This window comes from uncultured Campylobacter sp., from assembly GCF_937959485.1.
GTDB lineage: Bacteria > Campylobacterota > Campylobacteria > Campylobacterales > Campylobacteraceae > Campylobacter_B.
Window position 1 is genome coordinate 464,959 of the sequence record NZ_CALGPY010000005.1, and the last position, 24,017, is coordinate 488,975.

24 protein-coding genes are annotated in these 24,017 nt (G+C 50.3%); 14 read left to right on the top strand and 10 right to left on the bottom strand.

The genetic code is table 11. The features are described 5' to 3' along the window. On the top strand, positions 1 to 1,233 hold the full coding sequence (gene pepT / locus Q0380_RS04300) for a peptidase T (RefSeq protein WP_298960570.1): 1,233 nt from the start codon (positions 1 to 3) through the stop codon (positions 1,231 to 1,233). 501 nt (positions 1,234 to 1,734) lie between these two features. Here pepT and Q0380_RS04305 read toward each other — a convergent pair. Both Q0380_RS04305 and bcp read right to left on the bottom strand, forming a co-directional pair. Next, positions 1,735 to 2,307, bottom strand: coding sequence for an NAD(P)H-dependent oxidoreductase (locus Q0380_RS04305; protein ID WP_298960573.1), 573 nt, complete (start codon positions 2,305 to 2,307; stop codon positions 1,735 to 1,737). A gap of 258 nt (positions 2,308 to 2,565) precedes the next feature. Then, complete coding sequence (gene bcp, locus Q0380_RS04310) at positions 2,566 to 3,093, bottom strand: thioredoxin-dependent thiol peroxidase (protein ID WP_298960576.1); 528 nt, start codon at positions 3,091 to 3,093, stop codon at positions 2,566 to 2,568. A gap of 367 nt (positions 3,094 to 3,460) precedes the next feature. Here bcp and Q0380_RS04315 point away from each other — a divergent pair, with 367 nt between their 5' ends. After that, on the top strand, positions 3,461 to 4,009 hold the full coding sequence (locus Q0380_RS04315) for an NAD(P)H-dependent oxidoreductase (protein WP_298960578.1): 549 nt from the start codon (positions 3,461 to 3,463) through the stop codon (positions 4,007 to 4,009). Positions 4,010 to 4,203: 194 nt separating this feature from the next. On the opposite strand, the gene Q0380_RS04320 is transcribed toward Q0380_RS04315, so the two are convergent. The 7 genes from Q0380_RS04320 to Q0380_RS04350 form a co-directional block, all read right to left on the bottom strand. Next, positions 4,204 to 4,425: a hypothetical protein gene (locus tag Q0380_RS04320; protein ID WP_298960581.1), complete on the bottom strand. Its 222-nt coding sequence runs from the start codon at positions 4,423 to 4,425 to the stop codon at positions 4,204 to 4,206. Between the two features lie 203 nt (positions 4,426 to 4,628). Further along, a complete protein-coding gene (locus Q0380_RS04325; protein WP_298960584.1) occupies positions 4,629 to 5,054 on the bottom strand; it encodes a TOBE domain-containing protein in 426 nt (141 codons plus the stop codon). Between the two features lie 470 nt (positions 5,055 to 5,524). Next, positions 5,525 to 5,881, bottom strand: coding sequence for a DUF488 family protein (locus Q0380_RS04330; protein WP_298960587.1), 357 nt, complete (start codon positions 5,879 to 5,881; stop codon positions 5,525 to 5,527). A 20-nt stretch (positions 5,882 to 5,901) separates the two neighbouring features. Further along, entirely contained in the window at positions 5,902 to 7,248 is a 1,347-nt protein-coding gene (gene purF, locus Q0380_RS04335; RefSeq protein WP_298960590.1) for an amidophosphoribosyltransferase, read from the bottom strand. 52 nt (positions 7,249 to 7,300) lie between these two features. Continuing rightward, positions 7,301 to 7,492, bottom strand: coding sequence for a nucleotidyltransferase domain-containing protein (locus Q0380_RS04340; RefSeq protein WP_298960595.1), 192 nt, complete (start codon positions 7,490 to 7,492; stop codon positions 7,301 to 7,303). Positions 7,493 to 7,521: 29 nt separating this feature from the next. Beyond that, positions 7,522 to 8,283, bottom strand: a complete 762-nt coding sequence (gene dapB / locus Q0380_RS04345) for a 4-hydroxy-tetrahydrodipicolinate reductase (protein WP_298960598.1) — start codon at positions 8,281 to 8,283, stop codon at positions 7,522 to 7,524. 50 nt (positions 8,284 to 8,333) lie between these two features. Further along, positions 8,334 to 11,696: a DUF748 domain-containing protein gene (locus Q0380_RS04350; RefSeq protein WP_298960600.1), complete on the bottom strand. Its 3,363-nt coding sequence runs from the start codon at positions 11,694 to 11,696 to the stop codon at positions 8,334 to 8,336. Positions 11,697 to 11,761: 65 nt separating this feature from the next. Here Q0380_RS04350 and Q0380_RS04355 point away from each other — a divergent pair, with 65 nt between their 5' ends. From Q0380_RS04355 to Q0380_RS04410, 12 genes are all read left to right on the top strand, one after another. Then, the gene (locus tag Q0380_RS04355; RefSeq protein WP_298960603.1) at positions 11,762 to 12,895 is read left to right on the top strand and encodes an epoxyqueuosine reductase QueH; all 1,134 of its coding nucleotides are present in this window, start codon (positions 11,762 to 11,764) and stop codon (positions 12,893 to 12,895) included. Positions 12,896 to 12,928: 33 nt separating this feature from the next. After that, positions 12,929 to 13,378: a 3-hydroxyacyl-ACP dehydratase FabZ gene (fabZ, locus tag Q0380_RS04360; protein WP_177386946.1), complete on the top strand. Its 450-nt coding sequence runs from the start codon at positions 12,929 to 12,931 to the stop codon at positions 13,376 to 13,378. Beyond that, a complete protein-coding gene (gene lpxA, locus Q0380_RS04365) occupies positions 13,378 to 14,166 on the top strand; it encodes an acyl-ACP--UDP-N-acetylglucosamine O-acyltransferase (protein WP_298960606.1) in 789 nt (262 codons plus the stop codon). Before fabZ ends, lpxA begins: the two co-directional genes overlap by 1 nt. After that, entirely contained in the window at positions 14,166 to 15,404 is a 1,239-nt protein-coding gene (clpX, locus tag Q0380_RS04370; RefSeq protein WP_298960609.1) for an ATP-dependent protease ATP-binding subunit ClpX, read from the top strand. The genes lpxA and clpX overlap by 1 nt, the downstream gene beginning before the upstream one ends. Before the next feature lie 9 nt (positions 15,405 to 15,413). Further along, entirely contained in the window at positions 15,414 to 16,448 is a 1,035-nt protein-coding gene (locus Q0380_RS04375; protein WP_005869818.1) for a rod shape-determining protein, read from the top strand. Continuing rightward, positions 16,441 to 17,190: a rod shape-determining protein MreC gene (gene mreC, locus Q0380_RS04380; RefSeq protein WP_298960612.1), complete on the top strand. Its 750-nt coding sequence runs from the start codon at positions 16,441 to 16,443 to the stop codon at positions 17,188 to 17,190. The genes Q0380_RS04375 and mreC overlap by 8 nt, the downstream gene beginning before the upstream one ends. After that, positions 17,190 to 20,453 (top strand): carbamoyl-phosphate synthase large subunit, encoded by a 3,264-nt coding sequence (carB, locus tag Q0380_RS04385; protein WP_298960616.1) that lies wholly within the window; start codon positions 17,190 to 17,192, stop codon positions 20,451 to 20,453. Before mreC ends, carB begins: the two co-directional genes overlap by 1 nt. A gap of 152 nt (positions 20,454 to 20,605) precedes the next feature. Then, positions 20,606 to 20,812 (top strand): hypothetical protein, encoded by a 207-nt coding sequence (locus Q0380_RS04390; protein ID WP_298960619.1) that lies wholly within the window; start codon positions 20,606 to 20,608, stop codon positions 20,810 to 20,812. 68 nt (positions 20,813 to 20,880) lie between these two features. After that, positions 20,881 to 21,102, top strand: a complete 222-nt coding sequence (locus Q0380_RS04395) for a hypothetical protein (RefSeq protein WP_298960622.1) — start codon at positions 20,881 to 20,883, stop codon at positions 21,100 to 21,102. A 153-nt stretch (positions 21,103 to 21,255) separates the two neighbouring features. Continuing rightward, a complete protein-coding gene (locus Q0380_RS04400) occupies positions 21,256 to 21,387 on the top strand; it encodes a hypothetical protein (protein WP_298960624.1) in 132 nt (43 codons plus the stop codon). Between the two features lie 385 nt (positions 21,388 to 21,772). Further along, on the top strand, positions 21,773 to 21,940 hold the full coding sequence (locus Q0380_RS04405; protein ID WP_291938471.1) for a dihydroneopterin aldolase: 168 nt from the start codon (positions 21,773 to 21,775) through the stop codon (positions 21,938 to 21,940). A 10-nt stretch (positions 21,941 to 21,950) separates the two neighbouring features. Continuing rightward, complete coding sequence (locus tag Q0380_RS04410) at positions 21,951 to 23,465, top strand: disulfide bond formation protein B (protein ID WP_298960628.1); 1,515 nt, start codon at positions 21,951 to 21,953, stop codon at positions 23,463 to 23,465. A 117-nt stretch (positions 23,466 to 23,582) separates the two neighbouring features. Here the strand turns inward: Q0380_RS04410 and Q0380_RS04415 are convergent, their stop codons facing one another. Further along, positions 23,583 to 23,912 (bottom strand): hypothetical protein, encoded by a 330-nt coding sequence (locus tag Q0380_RS04415; protein ID WP_298960631.1) that lies wholly within the window; start codon positions 23,910 to 23,912, stop codon positions 23,583 to 23,585. Positions 23,913 to 24,017: the final 105 nt, after the last annotated feature.

The window sequence follows — 24,017 nt, forward strand, 5'->3', positions numbered from 1 at the left end:
GTGGATATCGTGCAGAGGTTTTTAAACTACACCAAGATCAACACTACCACGAATAGGGTCGCGGGTGCTGCTGGCATAATGCCCTCAAACCCCAAGGAGCTCGAGCTCGCAGGCTTCATAAAAAGCGAGCTCGAAGCTCTTGGCATAAAAAATATCAGCCTCAGCGAGAAGTCGATTTTGATCGCTAAAATTCCCTCAAATTTAGACGCGCCCGCTGCGAGTATAGCGTTTTTTGCTCACCTCGATACCAGCGCCGAGCAGAGCAGCGACACTAAGGCGCAGATCGTAAGATACGAAGGCGGCGATATCTGCCTAAATAAAGAGCTTGGGATCTATCTTAAAGAGAGCGAAAATGAGGAGCTGCAGGGTTACAAAGCAGATGAGATCATCGTAACGGACGGCACCAGCTTGCTAGGCGCCGACGATAAGGCGGCGATCGCCGCAATCGTAAATGCGCTGGAATTTTTCGTCCAAAATCCGCAGATCAAACACGGCGAGATAATCGCCTGCTTCGTGCCGGACGAGGAGCAGGGCTTGCGGGGCGCAAAGGCGCTAGATGTAAGCGAGATAGGCGCGGACTTCGGCTACTGCCTTGATTGCTGCGGCATCGGCGAGTTTATCTACGAGAATTGGAACGCGGGCGATTGCGCCATTACTCTCAAAGGACAGTCCGCTCATCCGATGAACGCCAAGGGCAAGCTCGTAAATTCCTTGCTTTTGGCGCATAAGTTTATCTCGCTGCTGCCCGCGGGCGAGGCACCCGAATACACAGAGGGCAAGGAGGGCTATTTTTGGGTCAAGGAGCTTAGCGGCAACAGCGCAAAGACCGTACTAAAGATCGATGTGAGGGAATTTGACGAGAAAATATACGAGCAGCGCATGGAATTTTTGCAAAAAACTGCGGACGGGCTTCGCGCGATCTGGGGCGATCGGATCGAAATTTCGCTAAACGACCGCTATAAAAACGTCTATAACTTTTTGAAAAACGACGACGTGCCGGCAATTCGGTTTGCAAAGCAGGCTTTTAAAAGCCTAAACATCGAGCCTAAGATCAAGCCTATGCGAGGCGGCTACGACGGCGCCGTCATCTCGGCAAAGGGGCTGCCGTGCCCGAACCTCTTCACCGGCGGGCATAATTTCCACTCGATCTACGAATACCTGCCCGTAGGCTCTTTAAAAGCGGCGAGCGAAGTGGTTAAGCGGATTATAACGCTAGCGGCGGCGCAAGCTTAGTTAGGGCGCTTTCTACTCCGCGCGCAGATTTTAATTTAGCTCGTTCATTCCGCCGCGAAATTTTACTCTGCTCGGCGGAATTTCGCCGGCAAGGTGAAATTTTATCTTGCTAAGCGGGATTCCGCGCGGCTATGAAATTTTGATTTGCTCTGCTGAGCGCGCGGTTTGGCGAGCTCAAAGGCGCGTTGTAAAATTTTGCCGCGTCTGCTTTACGGCTCATCCATTATTGCGCCTTTAATGCTCTTTTCAGACGGCGCGACCGCGCATTTTTGCAGCTTGTCGCTTCAGGCTGCGGTAAATTTTATATTTCGACGATTTAGATGAGCCGCGAAGTAGGCTGTATTCTTTGGCAAAATTTTATTCCTGCGGCAAGCGGAACGGGCTAAATTTAACCGCTTCGTTTAAAATTTCATCGCAGCTTTCTTTATTCTAAAGGCACAATGTGTGCCCCAAAAAAGCCTAAATTTAAAATTTAGCCCCAAAATCGAGTTTACTTTTAACTTAAAATTTTTTACCCGCGCCGCCCTTTGTGCCTAAATTTCTTAAAAATTCCGCGTACTCCGCCGCGCCTTTTTCTATCTGTTCAGCACTACTTTCGTAATCTACGCCCGGCGTCTCCTCAGCGCCGTAAAACGCGAAAAATCCGCGCCAGTCGGCGTGAAAATAGTAGCGGAATGCCAGCTCAAACGGCGCTAAAATCTGTTCCATCGTGAAATGATACCGCCCGCTAGGCGCGTAGTCGGCGCGCTTGATGCCCGCACTCACCGCCAGCGCCACGGCGCGCCTGCGCATGCCCTCGCTCGTGCGCCCGTAGGCAAACCCATACGCCATCGTCGCATCGATCCAGCTTTTTAAAATCGCGGGCGAGGAGAAATTATGCAGCGGAAATTGCAGCACCAGCGCGTCGTGAGCTTTGATTATCCCGCGTTCGCGCTCGCCGTCTATCTCGCCGTTAGGATACTCGCGCGCTAGGTCGCGCACGGCGAAATTTTGTGCGGCAGCCTCTTTCAAAAACCGCTTGTTTATGAGCGAATTTTCGATGTCGGGATGAGCTAGGATGATTAAATTTTTCATATTTTTCCTTTAAAATTTTGGTGTGAGGCGATAAAATTTGCCGCTAAAATCGCAGATATAGCCCCGCTTTGAAATTTTATTTTCAAATTAGCGTCGGAATTCTGAGGCAAAATTTTAAGGCGAAATTTTAATGCCGAAGCTTCGGCGCTTCAATTTGACGCCGAAATTCCGTAGCAAATTTCAGCGCATAAATTTCATATAATTAAAATTTAGCGCCCAAATGCGTGCAAGCTCTGCTTCAAAATACCGCCTAGCGCTTTACTTTCCCGCAGCCAGTAGATCCGCGAGCACCTTTGCGGCGTGATCCTTTGCCTTGACGCTTTTATAGACCTTTAAAATTTTGCCGTCCGCACCGATCAGAAAGGTCGAGCGCACGATGCCTAGATACTCGCGCCCGTAGTTTTTGCGCACCTGCCACGCGCCGTATAGCTTGGCTACCTCGTGCTGCGGATCGCTCAGCAGGATGTGTTTTAGGCTCTGCTTGGCGATGAAGCCCGCGTGGGATTTGGCGCTGTCGGGGCTGATGCCGACGATCACGCAGTCTGCGGCGATGAAATCATCGTATACGGCGCTAAATTCGCACGCTTCGGTCGTGCAGCCGGGGGTGTTATCCTTGGGGTAAAAATACAGCGCGACCCTCTTGCCCGCGAAGTCCTTTAGCGAGACGCTCGCTCCGTCGGCGTTTTGCAAGCTAAACTCGGGCGCCGCATCTCCCGCTTGCAGCGTGATTTTGCGCTCGCGATCCTCTGCGCTGAACTCATCTTCGATCTGTGTTTTTCTCTGCATATCGTGTCCTTTTTTTGAAATTTTCGGGCTTGTAGCCCGAGTTGCGGCTAAATTTTAATCTTTTTTCATAAATTTATCCTTGCTTGGACGAAATTTTGCTCCGTGCCGCAGCTGCGCGCGCATTGGACGGATTGTAAGTAAGATCGTTTTAGACGAGGGCGAGCGTGGGAGCTTACTTTGCGGCACGCGTAAAAACATTTTGTTGCACATGCCTTGAGGCAGTATGGTACGAGAGCGCCTCGTATCTATCGCGCCTCACGAATCCCATTCCTCGCGAGCAAAATAACGCTTCGTTTTCGCAAACCTCATTATTCTACTTTTAGCTTTTTAACGATATGATTCTGCAGATTTTAACAAAGGAAATAATATGAAAACACTCGTTATCTTATCGCATCCTAATTTCGCCGCCTCGCGCGTAAACAAAGCCCTATCGCAGGTCGCAAAGGGGGCTGCCGGCGTAGAGGTGCGTCATTTGGAGGGACTTTACGGCACCGATACTACGCGCATCGACGCTCGCACAGAGCAAGACGCGCTACGCGGCGCGGATCGCATCGTATTTTTGTACCCGATGTACTGGCTAAACGTGCCGCCTATGCTAAAAGCCTATATCGACATCGTCTTTTCGCACGAGCTGGTGGGTTCCGGCGCGCTTAGGGGCAAGGTCTTGCAGCTTGCGCTAAGTGCTAGTACGCCGCTTAGCGAGTACTCTAAGCAGGGTACTATCGGCTTTAGCCTGGATGAAATTTTAACGCCGCTTAAGATCGCAGCAAACTACTGCGGGATGGACTTTGTTGTGCCGTTTGTCAGCAGCGGATTTGAGCCCGGCGAGTTTGGCGACGATGCCGTAGATGCCGCAGCCGCACGCTTTGGTAAGCTTTTGCGAGGCGAGTTGGGCCCCGGCGAGTATCAAATTTAGCAAAGCAAGTGCCCGCTATCTGCGGCTACGAGCCGAAATTTTACGAGAGTGATTTTATCCGCGGAATCTACGCCTTTTAACAAGCCGATCGGTAAAAGCTCAAGAACGCTCGGGTTTAGGGCAAGGCGATCGGTTTGACGATCTGTCCGTGCTGCTATCTATCGGCGGGCGCGGTTAGTGTGTGCCGCTATGATCTAGATCGGCTCTCTCTTGGTGTGGATATCTACGCGAGGATCGGTCGCTACTGCGTAAAGCGGCGGCATGTCACGAGCGCGTAAAATATGAAAGCACATTGCTATAAGCGAGCGAGCGGGGCAAGAGCGAGTTTGCATTTCATAAATATCTCGCGTGAGTGGGCTTGCGTGTTGCATGTATGCAAAGCTTGCGCGAAACGCGCACTGCGGCAAATAGGGCAAGACCGCTCTTGGTGTGATTGGGGCTGGATGTCGCGCGGGGTGTAGCTGCGCGCATGAGAGAAAAGACGCTTATAGCGCGATTTGAGCTGCTACGAAATTTGATTTATCAAAAGAGATTTTTGAAGAAGGAGCGAAATTTATAAAATTTCACTCTTTGATTTTGTGATGTTTAAAGCGTGCGCATCGCTTCGCACAACGCCGGGTTATTTTACGCCGACGATTATTTGAGTAGCTTTGACGATCGCGGTTACTTCGTCGCCGACTGCTAGCGCCAAATTTTTAACGGAGCCGTTTGTGACGATCGCGCTTAAATTTTCGCCGCCTGCGGTTCTCACATCGATTTCAGCATTGATTGCGCCCTCTTTAACGGCGGTGATTTTGCCTTTTAGCTGGTTCGCAGCACTTAGACGAAGGTCGTTTTCTCCCTTTGAAATGATGACATTTGGGGCTTTGAATAAAAATACCGCCTCTTTGCCCGCCTTTAGATCTAAGGCTTTTTCGGAGTCGACCGTCACGGTTGCTTTTAGCACGTCGCCGCCTCTGGTTTTAGCTGTGATTAGCGAATTCACCGCACCTGTTTTTACGTCGCTGATTACGACGTGAAGCTGATTTCTAGCACTGATTGCCATTGTTTCTCCTTGTAAAAATTACGAGCAATGTTAGCGGTAAATCCTTAAATGAAATTTAAAAATGCTGCATGTAAGAAATTAATTTGATTTGTTGCGAATTTATATTAAGCCCACTTTTTAAATTCCTAGCTTGCATTATGAAAAGTAGCGTTAAAAAATATATGAAATTCTAAATTTGCATATTAAATCGAGTTATTTTCCTTGAAATTTTATTCGTTTTTTATAAAATTCTGCGTTTTTTAGAGCTCTGACGCAAAATTTAGCATTTGTTTTATGCGCACCTGCGAAGTGTACATCCGGATAAAATTTATCGCAAATCGCGCATGGTAAGGCTTTAAGAGCGCTCCGCTTAAGCCTTGTTTGCTGAATTCTATGCCTCGCACATCGGTTTTCCGAATAGATTTTGGTGAGCGAAGTAATTTTACATTTGCTTTAAAATACGGCTAGCAGCGCGCTTTGGGCGCAAAATTTCAGCGCACCTTGCTTTGCAGAAAATCGCGCAGAATCATCGCGTGGTTGCAGTGCTCGTCCTTTGCGGCGTATAGCAACGTGACGACTGGCTCGTTTTTGACCGCTTTTAAAAACTCCGCCACGGCGGGATTTTGCTCAAGCTCAGCCAGGTAGAGCTCCTTAAAATGGGCGAAATTCTCAGGCTTGTGCGCGAAAAGCTTACGTATTTCGGTGCTAGGCGTTATGTCTTTTGCCCACATATCAAGCTCCAACGCATCTTTTTTTACGCCGCGCGGCCACAGTTTGTCGCATAGTACGCGAAAACCATCCTCTTCCTCCGCGCGCTCATAGACGCGCTTAATCTTAAATTTTGTCATAGTTTGCTCCTTTAAATTCGCTAATCTTTGATGAAATAATCGCCGTCGAAGCTTACGAGCGAGTACTTGCGCTCGCTTCCAAGCGCCTCTACGAGCTCCGGTACGCTAAGAAACGTGAGGCTGTCGGCACCTATAAATTTGCAAATTTCATCCGTGCTCATATTCGCGGCGATCAGCTCGCGCACGCTCGGCGTGTCGATACCGTAGCGCTCGGGATACTTTAGCTCGGGGCTCGCGATGCACATATGCACGCGCGCCGCGCCCGCATGGCGCAGAAGCTCGACGATCTTTTTGCTCGTGGTGCCGCGCACGATGCTGTCGTCGATCACCGCGACGCTCTTGCCGTGCAGTGCCGCGCCAATCGGATTTAGCTTGAGTTTGACCTTTAAATTTCGCACCTCTTGCGTCGGCTCGATAAAGGTGCGACCTATGTAGTGGTTGCGCACGATCGCCATCTCAAAGGGGATTTTGCTCTCTTGTGCGAAACCCAGCGCCGCCGGTACGCCGCTATCGGGCACGGGCACGACGAAATCGGCTTTTAGCTCTTTACATTTTCGCGCGAGCGCCGCGCCCAGTTTTTTTCTGACTTCATATACGTTTTTGCCCTCTACGACGCTGTCGGGGCGCGCGAAGTAGATGTATTCAAACGCGCAAATTCTAGCCTCCGCGGCTTTTAAAATTTGAACCGAGCTGAACTCGTCCTTGCCCTCTTCGAAGATCACCATCTCGCCGGGCTTTACGTCGCGGATGAACTCGGCTCCTACGAGATCAAACGCGCAGGTCTCGCTCGCGACGATGTAGCCGCCGTCTTTTAGCCTGCCGATGCTGAGCGGACGCACGCCGTAGCGATCGCGCACGGCAAACATCTTTGAGCGGCTTAAAATCAGAAGCGAATACGCGCCCACGCACTGATTCAGAGCTTCGATGATGCGGTCTTTTAGATGCTCCTGCTTGCTACGGGCGATGAGGTGTAGGATATTTTCGGTATCCATGCCGGACTGAAAGATCGCCCCCTCGCTTACGAGCTTGCGGCGGATTTCGTCTTTATTGATCAAATTTCCGTTATGAACGATTGATATCTCTCCCAGAGCGTAGTTGCCCGCAACGGGCTGCGCGTCCTTTAGGCTGTCTGCACCCGCGGTGCCGTAGCGGTTGTGACCGATCGCAATGTTGCCTTTTAAAATTTCAAAACTTGTGGGGCTAAAAACCTCCGTCACGAGCCCCGTGGCTTTGATCGTTTTGATATGATGGTTGAAGCTCGAGCTGATACCGCTTGCCTCCTGGCCGCGGTGCTGCATGGCAAAAAGCCCGTAATACGCGGTCTTAGCCGCACCTTCGGAATTTATGACTCCCACGATTGCGCACATTTTATAACCTCTTAAATTTTATTTTTTAGAAATTTATCTATATTTTGTTTTATCATTGACGGCTCGCCGTCCGGCATTTTGCCGGCGCCTTATTAAATAGATCGGCTGAAATTTTAAACGTCTCGGCGATATTTGCTCCGCCTTTGGCATAGCTGCCGAATAGCCCGACTTTGTAAATTCCAAAGCTTTCAAGCTCCGGCTTTAGCTCGCGCAAAAAATTTAAAATTTCATCTTTTGTAGGCATCTTTTCCTCTTAAATTTAGCCGCAAATGTCTAAATTCCTAAGCAGTCGTCCATACCGTAAAGCCCGCTATTTTGGGGCGCTAGCCAAACTGCGGCCTTTATCGCGCCTCTGGCAAAGGTCGCGCGCGAAGTCGCCGTATGATTTAGTTCGATAAACTCGCCATCGCCGTAAAATCCCACGGTGTGGCGCCCGACTATGTCACCGCCGCGCAGCGACATCACGGCGATCTCGTCCTTGCCGCGCTCGCCGATGAGCCCGTCGCGACCGCTTACGCGCACGTCTTTTAAGCTTAACCCGCGCGCGCTCGCGGCGCTTTCCGCGAGGCTCATCGCCGTGCCGCTCGGAGCATCTTTTTTGTGGCGGTGGTGCATCTCTAAAATTTCGCAGTCAAAATCGCGCAGGCTCCTGCTGGCAAGCGCCACGAGTTTGTTTAGCACCGCGACGCCCAGGCTCATATTCGTAGCGTGCAGTACGGGCATCTTCGCGCCGCATTCGCGCAGTAGCCGCTTGCCCTCCTCGCCCAGAGCCGTCGTGCCGATGCAAAGCGGCTTTGGGTGCGAAAGCGCAAATTTCATTAAGCTTATCGCGCCGTCTCGGATCGTGAAGTCTATCACGACGTCACAGCCGCTAAAAAGCTCGTCGTAGCTGCTTACTACAGCGCAGCTCGGCGCATAATCAAGCGGCGCGACCGTGTAGATCACGCTTGCTCGCGCCTGATCGAAATTTTTCAGGCATTCGTAGATCATCGTGCCCATTCTACCGCTTCCGCCATGAATTCCTATATTTATCATCACCGTTCCTTTAAATTTAGTCCGCTTAGTATAGCTAAATTTTGCTTACACTACCTCTCTACGCCGAGGCTTAGCGGGATAAAGCTGTTTTGTTTGAGCTCGGCTTCGCTTGGTTTTTTGATCTCTATGCGAGAGGCGCTTACGCCGCGCTGCACGAGTGCCGCTTGCACGGCGGCCGCCCTAGCAAGGGCTAACTCATCAAGACGCGAACGGGTAAATTTCTGCGCGCTTATCAGCTCCTCCATCGCCTCATCGCCGCCGGATTTGATGCCGTATTTGATCTTAAGCGCCGCTATGGCTTCATCCGAGGAGAGGCCTTGTTTATTGGACATCAGCGTGAGAGTGTTTTGCAGAGAGCGCCTTTTAAACTCGTGAGTATCGAGCTTTTCGTTATACGCAGAGTTTAGAATGATCTTAAGTTCGGGCTTGGCTTTTGCGACCTTGGCTAAATCATCTATTTTAGAGTTTTCGCTGATTAAAATTTCGCTGCTCGCCGCCTCAAAATCGATACTTTCGAGCTTTTTCGTATCTACGCCCGCGATCTTTCCCATAAATCTAAACGGACTTAACACGATGTCAGATAGCAGTTTTTTGACCGCGCCCCAAACGAGCGCGCCGTAGCTAAATTTCGGATCGCTCAGCGTGCCGCTTAGAGGCAGGCTAAGATCGATCTGATCGTCGCTGTCCTTTAGGATCGATACCACTAGACCGATCGGAAGGCTCAGCGCATCCTTGCTCTGCACCTCTTTGCCGAGCTCGAAGCGGTCTAAATTTAGATCATTGCTTGCATTTAGCTTGCCGTCATCGATTTTGTAGGCAAGTTTTAAATTTAACTTGCCGCCCGCGATTTCATTGCCGATATATTTGGCGGTATAGGGCGATGCGGGCACAAGCGGAATCTCCTTTAAAACGACGTTTATGTCGCTTTTGCGTTTAAAATCCAGCGGATAGGCGCGCGCCGTGATGTTCGCTAACCCGCTTCCGCTTACGAGCGAGCTAAACTTAATATCCGCCGCTCGCTTCGGGCTGATCTCGCTGATGCTTGCTTTCATATCGCTGATGCGTAGTTTAAAGGGCGTTGCTAGACTCTCGTCGGTAAAGCTTAAGCTTCCGCCGCTAAGCGAGATATTTTTTACGCTCCACGCAAAGCCTGCCTTGCTTTTTGTGGGTTTGCTAGGCTCAGCTTCGGCGGGCTTTGCGGCCTGTTTTGCCTGCGCGGCGGGCTTTATTAGCGAAGTTAAATTTAAACGCCTGTCTTTATTTAGCGAGATATTTGCCGCGGGTGAGCCAAGAGCGATCTTGTTTAGCGTGAGAGAGTTTGGGCTTAGCGCGATTTGCGCGACATTCAGCGATGCAAGCGAGAAAATTTTATCCCTACCAGAGCTTAGCGCCAAGCCTTTGCCCGATAGCTTGCCTTCGAGCGAGAATGTGTTTGAAAGCTTCAGCTGCCCTTGCGTAGCGAGCTCGCCTGCGATGGAGCCCGCGATAAATTCCGCCGCATATCTGTTAAAAACGCTCAAGTTCGGCGCATTTAGGCTGAAGCTCACGCCCACGTTAAGCGGCGCGATGCTAGCCTTGCCGTCCGCGCTAGCCGCGATCTCGCCCGCGATAAGGTTTGCTTTGATGCCGAAAGGCTCGGTAAAATTCGAGCTTAGCCCGCTTAGTGTGGCGCTGAAATCCTTGATCTCGTGCACGTTGTTTTTGACGATAAAGCTCTCGCCAATCTTAGCCTTTGCGCCCGTTATGGAGGCCTCGCTGATCTTAAATTTTAAAGCGGGGCTTTTGGCGGGCTTTTTAGAATCCGAATTTGCGCCGCTTGCTGTAGAGTTTGCATCCGCTTGGCTTACGGCGTTAGAGCTCGCCGTTTTTTTGAAGCTCGCAGGATTTTTAGAGATCGCGCTTAAAATCGCCAGATCGTTTATGCTTTTGGCGCCGCTAACGCCCACCTCCGAGTTAAAAAACGGCGCGTTTAGCAAAATTTTATCCACGCCCAGATCGAGATCCGCGACGTTAAATTTCACCCCTTGTACGCCGAAGCTTTCAAATCCGCTAAAAATTCCGTTTTTGTTTGCGATTTTGGAGTTTGAAATTTTAGCAAACTTCAGACTTGCGCCGTTTTGCGCGCCCTCTTTGTCGTAGCTAAACGCGCCCAGCTCGGTTGCGGCGACCGAAATTTTATCGCTGCGCGCTAGCGTAATCTGCGTATCCGCGATATTAAAGGCGCCAAAACCCGTATGAAGGGCCGTATCGTTACCTTCGGCGTTAAATTTCAAGAAATTTTCCGTGATTTTAGTGCCGTTTGAAACGACCGAAATTAGCGGGTTTGCAAAGCTTGAGCGGTTTAGATCTACGCTTTTTACGGCGGAGTTTAGCCGCAAGTTCGCGCCCGTTTTATTAAAATCCAGCGCAAAATCCGCGACCTGCGCGCCCTCAAAGCCCGTGGAAATTTTAGTTTCGTTCATATCGTATTTTGCGTCCGAAAGCAGCACTTGCGGGATCGCTACTGCGCCTGAAATTTCATTCGAAACGTCCGTATTCAGCTCAAAGCTCGGGATTTTTAGCGAGTCTAGCGAAATTAAATTTTGATCTTGCAAAATTTCTAGGCTTTGCAGCTCGAGTTTTGAGTTTTCAAGCGCAAATTTTATATTTTCATCGAGGCTCAATCGGTAATTTAGAGTAGCGGAAAGGAAGCCGTTCTTAAACCGCACGCCGCTAGGATCGAAGTATGATAGCCAAAACGGATCGATTTTCAGCCGCGAGATATCCACCTTGCCGTGTAGACGAAGAGGCGCCAGGTCGATGGCGCCATCGAAGCTTAGCGCGTCGTATGTATGCGAAACGGCGCTTAAATCGTGCTCGCCGATCGTTTCGTCCTTTAAGCTTAGTCCGTTGATCTCATAATTTAGCTCGGTCGAGATGAGCGAAAACGGCTTTTTCAGGGAGTTATCGACGTAGCCCAGAGAGCCGCGCTCGATCTTAAAATTATTCAGCGTGACATTGAAGCTGGAGTTTTCATCCTTGTTTTCGCTCTTTTGCTCCGAAAGTAGCGGCTCGAAATTGAAAGTGCCGTTTTGCTCGCGCTCAACGTGGAATTTAGGCGATTTAAGATGCAAAATTTCTACCGCGAGAGTCTTTTTAAAAAGCTTCGAAAAACCGATTTTTAAATTTATCTCATCGGCGCTAAACAGCGGCTTAAAGGTGCTAAGCTCGGGGCGCGTAATATTTAGCTCGTAGGTAAAGGGGTTAAATTTGGCATCCTGCACGCTAAAGTTTGCTCTGCCCTCTAAAATTTTAGGCAACGCCTTTTCGATAAAAAGTGGCACGCCGAAAAAGCCCGCAAGCACGTAAAACAGCGCAAATCCACTTACGCCGAAAGCAAACTTACGCCAGTGTTTTATAAAAAAATTTTTCATTTTTCCGCTCATTAATTTTGATAGCGTAAAATTATATCCAAAAATTTCGTGCAAAGGGTTAAAATTTGCTGGTCCACATCTGCTGCTCGGTCGATTGCGATTATTTTTTGCGCCGCTTAAAAGAGCTCACGCAAGAGCCGCTAATAGGCTATTTTTACGATCCAAACATCCATCCCTATGGCGAATATGTTCTTAGAATGCACGACGCGAAGCGGGTTTGCGAGGATTTAGGGATTAAATTTATCCCGGGCGAGTATGATTTTCAGGGCTGGCTGCAGGGTGCGCGCGGGCTTGAAAACGAGCCCGAAAAGGGCGCGCGCTGCGAGTTTTGCTTTGATTTTCGCATGCAAAAAACGGCCGAGCTCGCGCTAAGCCTAGGCGAGCGCAAAATCACTACGACTCTTCTTATAAGTCCCAAAAAATCGTACTCTCAACTCTGCGTCTCGCTGCAACGTATCTGCGAGCGTTGCGGACTGGAGTTTATCGCGCCCGATTTTCGTAAAAACGGCGGCACGAACGAGCAGTTTGCGCTTGCGAAAAAAGACGCGCTGTATCATCAAAACTACTGCGGCTGCATCTACGCGCTTGCGGCGCAGCGGAATGATCAGCGAAGGGCTGAGCGAAATTCGGACGGAAGTCTGACGGCGGATTTGAGGCGAAATTTAGCCCAAGGCGCCGAAATTTACGAACTAATGTCGTCTATCGATCGGCAAATCCTGCCCGCTTCGGTAGAGGAGAAGTTGAAATTTTACAAAAAGCTTTGCTCGCTCGAAAGAAAAGGGGTTAAATTTAGCGTGCTGCGCGATCGGTTTTTAAACTACCGCCTGCTCCGTGCATGGATTAAATTTGACGGGCGTGTAGTGCCCTCGTTTGTGCTATTTGGCTCGCATTTTACGCGCGAAAACGTGAAGCTTAGCATAGAGCGCGAGTGCGAAATTTTTTGCAGCGACAAGGGCGAGATTAAAATTTTAAGCCTGGCGAAATTTAACGAAATTTCAAGATCAAATTTCAAAAGCGTATCTGAGATGCTAAAAAACCCGCCGAGTCTCGCGCGCCAAAATAAAACTCGCGCCGCCCTGTGCGCTGCGGGCTCGCTCTCGCCGATCATCGTCACGGACGAGATAAGAGCCGCCAAAGTTCAAATTTACGGGCTCTCGCGCATATTTTTAGACGTTAGGGAAATTTTAGTAAGAATTTGATAAAATTGCAAGATTTTTAAATAAAGGCAGATAATGATAGACATAAACGAAATTCTCTCCATCCTACCTCATCGTTTTCCGTTTTTGCTGATAGATCGCGTCGAAGAGCTCAGCATAGGCGAAAGTATCAAGGCCTATAAAAACGTAACCTACAACGAGCAGATCTTTCAGGGTCACTTCCCGGGGCACCCGATCTATCCGGGCGTAATGATAATCGAGGGCTTGGCGCAGGCGGGCGGCGTGCTGGCGTTTAAGAGCATGGAGAAAGAGGGCGTCGATCTAAGCGACAAAGTCGTGTATTTTATGAGTATCGATAACGCTAAATTTAGAAACCCGGTCCGCCCTGGCGACAAGCTTGAATATCGCATCAGCGTAATCAAACATCGCGGACGCATCTGGGTGCTAAAGGGCGAAGCCTATATCAACGACGGCGCCACACTGGCCGCGCAGGCTGAACTTCAAGCGATGATAATGGATAAATGATGGCTAAAGTTCACCACACGGCGATCATCGAGGACGGCGCGCAGATCGGAGCCGAGGTTGTGATCGAGCCGTATGCTTTCATAAGCGCGCAGGCGAAAATCGGCGACGGTTGCACGATCAAACAGGGCGCGCGTATCATCGGCGATACGCAAATCGGCGAGGGCTCTAAAATTTTTTCATACGCGATCGTGGGCGAAATTCCGCAAGATATGAGCTTTGAAGATGGCGAGCGCACGGGGTTAGTCATCGGCAAAAATGCTACGATTCACGAGTTTTGCACGATCAGCTCTGGCTCGCATAAGGGCGACGGATTTACGCGCATCGGCGATAATCTCTTTATGATGGCGTATTGCCACATCGCGCACGATTGCGTGCTGGGCAGCAACATAATCCTAGCCAACAACGCTACGCTCGCAGGCCACGTCGTAATGGGCGATTATGCCGTCATCGGCGGGCTTACGCCGGTGCATCAGTTCGTTCATATCGGCGAGAGCTGCATGATCGCGGGGGCTAGCGCGCTTAGTCAGGACGTGGTGCCGTTTTGCCTAGCCGAGGGTAACCGCGCCTATATCCGCGGGCTAAATTTAACGGGTATCCGCCGCCGCTTCGATAAAGAGACGGTCGAGACGATAAATCGGGCGTATAAATTTTTATTCAACCAAGGCACGGGCTTAAAGGAGCAGGCGCAGATTTTATTAAACGAAACGAGCGATCAAAACGTGCGCAAGATGTGCGAGTTTATAATCAACACAAAACGCGGAATTCCGCTAGATAAAGGTAAAATTTAATGGCAAATAAGTGCAGTTTTTGCGGTGAGACGGGCGCAGACGGGCGTCGCATCTATCCTAACGACGACGGTACGGCGGCTATCTGCAGCTATTGTATCGATATGGCATACGCCGCGATCCACGGCAGCGAAGGTCAAAATGAGGCGGTACAAAATCAAAATAAAGAGATTGATTTCGAGGCTATCAAGCCAAAGGCGCTGATGGAGGTTCTAAACCGCTACGTCATCGGCCAAGAGCGCGCTAAGAAAATTTTTAGCGTCGGCGTTTACAACCACTATAAAAGAATTTTCAGGCAGACCGACGCAAAGGGCGACGATACCGAAATTTCAAAATCAAATATCTTGCTTATCGGGCCTACCGGCAGCGGTAAGACGCTTATGGCGCAGACCTTGGCGCGATTTTTGGACGTGCCGATCGCCATTAGCGACGCTACGAGCCTAACGGAAGCGGGCTACGTCGGCGAGGACGTAGAAAACATCCTCACCCGCCTTTTGCAGGCTGCCGACGGCGACGTAGAGAAGGCGCAGCGCGGTATCGTATTCGTAGACGAGATCGATAAGATCGCGCGAATGAGCGAAAACCGCAGCATCACGCGCGACGTAAGCGGTGAAGGGGTACAGCAAGCGCTTCTTAAGATCATCGAAGGAAGCGTCGTAAATATCCCTCCAAAGGGCGGCCGCAAGCATCCAAATCAGGACTTCATCCAGATCGATACGACCAATATTTTATTTGTCTGCGGCGGCGCGTTCGACGGGCTAAACGAGATCATCAATCGCCGCATCGGGCAGAATGTACTCGGGTTTAACCAAACCAAGCGCAGCAAGAAAGAGAGCTTAAATTTGCTAAATATGGTCGAGGCTGACGATTTGGTGCATTACGGCATAATCCCCGAGCTCATCGGGCGCTTGCATGTAGTGGCTACGCTAAATGAGATCGACGAAAAGGCTATGGTTAGAATTTTAACCGAGCCGAAAAACGCGATCTTAAAACAATATCAAAAGCTCTTTGCGATAGACGGCGCAAATTTAAAATTTGACGACGACGCGCTAAGAGAGGTCGCGAGCCTTGCGATCAAGCGCAAAACGGGCGCACGCGGACTTCGCAGCATAATCGAGGAGATCATGGTCGATATTATGTTCGATCTGCCCGAGCTTAAGGGCTATGATGTCATCATCTCCAAAGAGGTTGTAGACGGCGTATCTAAGCCGATACTTGTAAAACAAAATTTAACTGCATAAAGGGGATAAATGTTACTTGATTCTATTCTAGGATTATTTTCTAGGGATATGGGCATCGATCTAGGTACGGCAAACACGCTTGTGCTGCTAAAAGATAAAGGCATCATCATCAACGAGCCGAGCGTCGTCGCGGTACAAAACGAGCGCTACGGCAAGCAAAGGATCATCGCTGTGGGTGCCGAGGCTAAAGAGATGCTCGGACGCACTCCTGGCGATATCGAAGCGGTGCGCCCGATGAAGGACGGCGTTATCGCGGATTTTGATATGACGGAGAAGATGATTAGGTATTTCATCGAAAAGACCCACAAGCGCCGCTTTTTCGTAAGCCCGCGCATCATCATCTCGGTTCCTTACGGGCTAACTCAGGTCGAGCGTAAAGCCGTGCGCGAAAGTGCTATGATAGCGGGCGCGCGCGAGGTTTATCTAATCGAAGAGCCGATGGCTGCAGCGATCGGTGCGGGACTTCCCGTAAATGAAGCGCGCGGTTCGCTGGTCGTGGATATCGGCGGCGGTACCACCGAGATCGGCGTCATCTCTTTAGGCGGTATCATCAGTGCCAAATCCGTTCGCGTCGCGGGCGATAAGATCGACGCAAGTATCGTTAATTACGTCAAAGAAAAATATAGCCTGCTTATCTCGGAGCGCGCAGCCGAGGAGATCAAGATCAAGATCGGCACGGCGGTACAGCAACAAAAAGATCTTACATACACGGTCAAAGGAAAAGACCAAATCAGCGGGCTTTTAAGCTCGGTCGATCTTACGAGTGAGGACGTTAGAGAGGCAATCAAAGACTCGATCAGAGAGATTGCCGATGCGTTAAAATTTGTGCTAGAGAGCATTCAACCCGAAGTCGCCGCCGACATCGTCGAAAACGGCGTCGTGCTAACGGGCGGCGGTGCGCTCATTCGCGGATTAGATAAATATCTAAGCGACACCGTAAAGCTTCCGGTTTTCGTCGCGGACGAGCCACTGCTGTGCGTCGCAAACGGTACGGGAAAAGCCCTAGAAGAGATCAAATCGCTAAAACAAGCGGCAAATGACTAATCTCAAACTCCTCCTCGTCGCGGTTTTGCTGGTAGCCGTTTCGCTTACGTTCGGCTCGTATATCCACGGCAAATTTATCGGATTTGCAGGAGGAATTTTAGAGATTTATTACGGCGTGAGCGATCGGGTAAAAAGCGCTGTGAACGAGCATTTTAACCAGGCAGAGACGATCAAAGCTCTACGAGAAGAAAACGCCGAGCTAAAAAAATCGGCGATGTTGCTTAGCACGTTCGCGGGCGAGCTAAATAAAATTTTGATCGATAAAAATAGCTCCATTTATGAGCCCAAAGTCCAGCTAGTAAAGGCGTTGAGTTACGCGAATCTAAATGACTACAACAAATTCTTCGTAAATTTTGAAAATTTTAACCCAAACAAAATTTACGGCCTCATCAGCGAGGGTAAAACCGCAGGGATTTTAGTAAATAAAGACGGGCGCCCGCTTGCAATCTTACAGCGCGACGAAAAGAGCAACTTCTCCGTTTTCATAGGAGATACTCAAATTCCTGGCGTCGCAGGCGGCGAAAATAACGAGCTCATAGTCAGATACATCCCGCAATGGCTCGATCCCAAGGTAGGTGATGAGGTGCTTACCAGCGGCAAGGATGAAATTTTTTTTGCCGGCGTGCCGGTAGGGAAGGTTAAAGAAATTCAAAACGGGAAGCTATACAAAAGCGCCGTCGTAGAGCCCTACGTGAGCTCCGAGATGCCGGCGTTTTTGTATGTCGTTACAAAGGAAAATTGATGCCCAAAAGAGATGATATTAAGACGATTTTGCTGATCGGCAGCGGTCCGATCGTAATCGGTCAGGCGTGCGAGTTCGATTACAGCGGCACGCAGGCTGCTAAGACGCTAAAGAGCCTCGGATACCGCGTAGTGCTAATAAACTCTAACCCCGCTACCATTATGACCGATCCCGATTTTGCCGACGCCACCTATATCGAGCCGATCACCAAAGAGAGCATTTTACGTATCATAAAGCGCGAGGGCGTCGATGCGATCCTGCCTACGATGGGCGGACAGGTCGCGCTAAACGTCGCGATGCAGGCTTACGAAAGCGGCGAGCTAGCGGAGGTGAAATTTCTAGGCGCCAAGCCTGAAGCGATCAAAAAGGGCGAGGATAGAGTAAAATTTAAAGAGGCGATGATTAAGATCGGAATGGATCTGCCTAAATCTAAATACGCCTACAATATCGAAGAGGCGATGGCTGCTGCAAATGAGATCGGCTTTCCGCTCATTATCCGCGCTAGCTACACCCTAGGCGGCGCAGGCAGCGGCGTAGCGTACAATATCGACGAGTTTAAAGAGGTCGCGCAAAACGGGCTAGACGTGAGCCCGATAAATGAAATTTTGATCGAAGAGAGCCTGCTTGGATGGAAAGAGTTCGAAATGGAGGTGATTCGAGACCATAAGGACAACTGCATCATCGTCTGCTCGATCGAAAATTTTGATCCTATGGGGGTGCATACGGGCGATAGTATCACGGTCGCGCCCGCTCTGACGCTTACCGATAAAGAGTATCAGGCGATGCGCGACGCAAGTTTTAAAATTTTACGCGAGATCGGCGTAGATACGGGCGGCAGTAACGTGCAGTTTGCGGTAAATCCGCAAACGGGGCGGATGATTGTCATCGAGATGAATCCGCGCGTAAGCCGTAGCTCGGCTCTCGCGTCCAAAGCCACGGGCTATCCGATCGCCAAGGTCGCTACGATGCTGGCGGTGGGCTTTAGCCTGGACGAGATCAAAAACGACATCACCGGCACGCCCGCGAGCTTCGAGCCCGTGATCGATTATATCGTGACTAAAATTCCTCGCTTTGCGTTTGAAAAATTCCCCGGCGCGAACCCCTATCTGGGCACTGCGATGAAAAGCATCGGCGAGGTGATGGCGATCGGGCGAAGCTTTAAAGAGAGCATTCAAAAGGCGCTGTGCTCGCTGGAGAAGAGCTACTTCGGACTTATAGAGCTAAATTTGAGCGAAAAAGATCTGATTTTCGGGCTTAGAAACGCACAGCAAGATAGAATTTTATATATCGCTCAGGGCTTTAGAGCGGGCATGAGCGTGGATCAAATTTACGAGCTTAGCAAGATCGATCGCTGGTTTTTGAGCCAGATCGAGCAGATCGTAAAATTTGAAGAGCGCATCGATATGGAGATCATCAACGACGCGGCGCTTCTGAGGCAGGCCAAGAGCTGGGGCTTTAGCGATAAGATGATCGCAAATTTAATCAACAAAAAAGATAGTCTGGGCCTTACGCAAAACGACATCCATTTTGCCTGCGCCAGACAGGGAATCGACCTTGAATACAACGAAGTAGATACCTGTGCAGGCGAGTTTGCGGCGCTTACTCCGTATCTGTACTCCAGCACCAACATAACGCCCGCCATCGCAAGCCGTAAAATTTCAAAAGATAATAAAAAAGTCCTCATCATCGGCGGCGGTCCGAACCGCATAGGCCAAGGCATCGAGTTTGACTACTGCTGCGTGCACGCCAGCTACGCTCTGCGCGATATGGGCATCACCACGATAATGTATAACTGCAACCCAGAAACCGTCAGCACCGACTACGATACGAGCGATATTTTGTACTTCGAGCCGATCGATTTCGAGCACGTTAGAGCGGTCATCGAGGCCGAGAACCCAGACGGCGTGATCGTGCATTTCGGCGGTCAAACGCCGCTAAAGCTCGCCAAGCGCCTAAGCACTGTGGGAGCCAAGATCATCGGCACGAGCGCGCGCACGATAGACGTAGCGGAGGATCGCAAAAAATTTAGCGAGTTTATCGCAAGCATCGGCGTTAAGCAGCCCAAAAACGATACCGCTATAAGTGAAGCCGAAGCGATCGAAAAGGCCGCTGCTATCGGCTATCCGGTGCTCGTGCGCCCTAGCTACGTGCTCGGCGGTCGCGCGATGCGGCGCGTACATAGCGAAGCGGAGCTTAGGCAGTATATGAGCGAGGCGGTGCGCGTGAGCAATCACTCGCCCGTGCTGATAGATAAATTTTTGCTTGACGCGACAGAGCTTGACGTCGATGCGATCTGCGACGGGCGCGACGTATATATCGGCGCGATAATGGAGCATATCGAAGAGGCGGGCATCCACAGCGGCGATAGCGCGAGTATCTTGCCGCCACTTAGCCTAAGCGCGGAGATGATCGATCTGGTAAGCCGCCAAACCAAAGAGATCGCGCTAAATCTCGGCGTCGTGGGGCTTATGAATATTCAATTCGCGATTTTTGAAAACGAGCTTTACATTATCGAGGTAAATCCGCGCGCAAGCCGCACCGTGCCGTTTGTGAGCAAGGCGACGGGAATTCCGATGGCTAAGGTCGCTACCCGCGTAATGTGGCAAGGGGGTCTGCGCGAGGCTTTGAAATTTTACGACGAGTTCGGCGTGCTGGTCGAAGAGAAGGGAATTTTAAAGCCGCGTATTAAAAATCATATCTGCGTCAAAGAGAGCGTCTTTCCTTTCAACAAGCTTGCGGGCGCGGATCTGATCCTGGGGCCTGAGATGAAAAGCACCGGCGAGGTGATGGGTATCGGCGAAAATTTCGCCAAGAGCTTTGCTAAATCTCAAATCGGCGCTAGCAACGCGCTTCCAAGCGGCGGCAAGGTATTTTTGTCGCTCGCAGATCACGACAAACTGCGAGCCGTAGAGCTTGCACGCGCACTTACGGGCGCGGGCTTTAGTATCGCAGCTACGAGCGGCACTCACAAGCTGCTGGGCGAAAACGGCGTGGAGTGCGAGTTTGTCTATAAAATCAGCGAGGGTCGCCCAAATATCGAGGACAAGCTCAAAAACGGCGAAATTTCGCTCGTCATCAACACCAGCGACAGCAAATCAAACTCTACCGACGCCGCGAAGATCCGCCAGAGCGTGCTGCGCTTTAGACTACCGTATTTTACGACGATGAAGGCGGCGATCGCCGCTACGCGCTCGATCTGCTCGATAAAGGACGACTCCGCGCTTGAAGTTAAAACGCTACAGGAGTATCTAAGCGGCAAGTAGCGCGAGCAGGCTTCCGTTAGCGCCTTGCCGTGAAATTTTAAAATTTTAATCCACTTTTAGATTTAAATTTACGGCTGCGCAAATTTGGCGCATAAAAAAGCGCCTTTGCGGATTAAATTTTACTTGCGCTCTTACAGCTGGCGGTTGAGTGAGTGCAAGCTTGGTGCGGTCCGTTTGCGCAAAAGGAGACATCGGCGGATTTAAAAATTTACTACGACGGCCGGCAGTGCCGCGGCGATCCTTTTAAGATCGAAGATACGGTCAAATGGGACGCGAGCAAATTTAACGCGCAGGATCGCTTCGTATTTAAAGACGCCGACTACTCATACGAGGCGCACGGCCGCAAGAGTGCGAGATAACGGGCGTCGTGACGGGGATTTGGGCGATATATTTTCGCTACGAGGCCTACCGGTAGCGCTGCGGGCAGGTGCTGCGCCCAAGCGAGTATAAAATTCTTCAAATTTCACGAAACGACGCGTATGAGCCGAAATTTGAAGGCTTTGAATTCGGCACTTATTTGGTGCAGCTACGGGATACGGACTGCGAAAATCTGCCCAAGCGAGTTTATGAAAAGCTTCAAAAAAGGGGCAAATTTAGCGCCGAAATCGCTTCGCCAGATCAAAAGACGCTAGCGGCGAGACGCTTTTAAATCTCGCTATCGCCGCGGATGATGCTGCAGCGATAGCGCTAGATTGCGGCGCAGAGGTAAATTTGGCGAGCAGAGGGCTTCGCGCCGATATAGCGCGCGTGCTTTTGCAAAAACGAAAATATTTTTAGAATTTTGCTTTCAAACGGCGCGGACGTGGACGCCGAAAACGATGCGAAGCTTAGTACGCGCAAATATTGCGAGGGCAGATATACGGGCGTAAAAAACGCAAGCAAGCTAGCAGGATCATTAAGAAATTTAAGCTTAAAATTTGATTTGCGCGACTAAATGCGAGTGCAACTTAAGCGGATGATAAAATTTATAGCGCTGCGCCGCTTCGTTCGTCGCCGCGCTTTTGCTGCTGCGCCGCTTATTCTCGCTATCGTACCGTCTGTGCGCCCGCCCCACCGTCCTTCTTGTCGTCGCGCTGCATTTTACTGCCGCGTCGCTCGTCCGCTCGCCATCCAACTTTCTTGCCGCCCCCCCCTTAGCTAATGCCGCTATCGTAATTTCGCTGCGAACCGCGCTATCTGCTTCACTACCGGCGTCGCTTTATTTATCGTCGCGCCGCCTTGCCCGCCGCCTCTGCGCGCCGTATAAAACACAATGATTAAATTTAAGTTTTGGTTGGATAAAATTGTCGTTCCAAAACAAATCAAAACAAGGAGAAAAGATGGAATTTTTGCAGCTTTTGTTGGTCCTGATAGCTATGATTATTATCATAGCAAAACCGCAAAAAGAAAAGCTCGCTTTCGGTTTAGTCGTAGTCTCGTGGCTATTTATGGCGTATTTATACATAGGGCACAAATCAGGCGCCCTGCTAACGACGATAAATCTATAAGGGGCGCGGTATGAACGAAATCAAAAAGGCAAAATTTTTCTACGCATTGATGTGCTTGGCGGGATTTTTGATCATCCTTTTGCCGGTGGGGATAGCCAATCTCTTTTTCGGCTACGTGCTCAAGGACAGCCCGTGCACGCTGTGCTGGGGACAGCGCGAAGGTATGATCTTTATCGGCGTCACGGCTCTTTTTATCGTCAGATACGGGCTAAAGGCCAGATACCTAGCCATGCTGCTTTTGATGGCTGGATTTGGACTATGGCAGTCCTTCGCGCACTACGGCATACACGCGCACAGGGATTTAGATCAGGGCTTTGGATTGGCGGTTTTCGGTATCCATACCTATTTTTGGGCGGAGATAGTGTTCTGGGCGGTCGTAGTGATGCTCGGAGCGATATTCTTTTTCGCGCCTAAGTTTAGCGCGCTTGAAGAGGAGATGGAGGGTGAGACGATCAGAAGGTTCGGCAAGCTCACCTCCGCGGCTTTCATCGTCTGCACGCTCATAATTGCTTCAAACCTCTTTCAAGCCTTCGTCAGCACGGGCCTTCCGCCGTATTACGGACAGGGCGATCCGGTGCGCTTCACGCTTGATCCAAAATATATCATCTGGGACGATAGCGGCTATAAAAATCACTGGAAAAACATCTCATTTCGCGGCAAAAGAGAGGTCGAGGCGCCGGATTATGCCTTTGCGCCCGCTAGCGAGAAGCTGGGCGTGAAATTTGACAACAACCCGAGCAACGCTCCTTTGGCGGTCGATGAAAATCTAAGCATCGCCTCAAAGAACGATATAAGCTTCGCCAAGCCTATCAACTCGCTTGATTTCATAAACGGCGAATTCGTCGCGAGCTCGAAGTGGGAAGTGTTTTTCATGGACGAAAATTTTAAAGTTACGAGCGATTTTGAGATCGATCCGTATTTTTCGGCGACGATCGATCCGATCATCGGCGTGATCCCGTTTATGGGCGATAAATACATGCTCATGGGCTCGAATAAGACGCTTTTGAGATTTGCGAAAAACGGCGGCGCGGACGAAGCGCTTCAATACGCCGATTTCGTGCGCGGTAATGATAAATTTGAAGGGCAGGGCAAAGGGCTCGGACGCAGCAGGATCGATACGGTCAGGGCGAAATTTCACCACGTCGCAAGCATCGCTACCGACGGGACGTACTGCTACCTAGCCACCGTGCCGAACAACAAGGATGCGAAAAAGCTCGTCATCTCTAAAATTTTGCTGAGCGATCGCACGCTCTCGGGCGAGTTTAGCCCAAAAGCCGCGCTCAAACAGGACAAGAGCCTAGGCGATCTCTACATCACGTCGATGAGCTATCACGACGGCCTGCTCTACGCGCTTAGCAAAAACCACAACGTCATCGCGCTCATCGATCCAAAGAGCGAGCAGATCGTCAAAACTCTCTCCTATCCGAGCGAGATAAGCAACGCTAGAAGCATCTTTTTCAAAGACGGCGCGATGTATATTTTGTCCTACCAAGAGGGCAAAAATAGGCTTTATCAACTAAATTAAATTTAGTTTCAAATTTAAGCGTTTCGGAGCGATTTTTACGATGGATCGCTCCGTCGCCGTTCGGTGTCCGCGCTTAAATTTGTAGCGCAAAAATCCTAGCGTTAGGCGTTAAATTTATCAAATTTCCGCCGTTTCTCGCCAAAACTCAAGCGCCTTATCGTCGTCAGCCTGGACGAATTTGGCGATTTCTTCTGCGCAAGGCACGGCGTTTTTGCTTAGTCGCGCGATATCGATACTAGCAAGCGCTCTAAAAAATCTCTCAAAATCGCTCGCAACGCGCCTGCCGCAAAGCTCTTTGCCTCCAAGTAGCCACGCGTAAATCGCGCCGTCCGCGCAATCAAGCAAAAAAATCCACGGATAGCCCACGGCAAAAACTATCAAATTCGCGGGACGCGCCTCGCCTCGCCACCATTTGCCGCCGTATTCGTCGGTGCCGTTTAGCCGCACGAGTTCGCCCGCGTAGTTGTCGCCGATGCCAAAGCGTACGCTGCAAACTTCAAATTCGCCGAAGTCAAATTTACAAACTAGTCACGAAAACGCAGGCGGAAATTT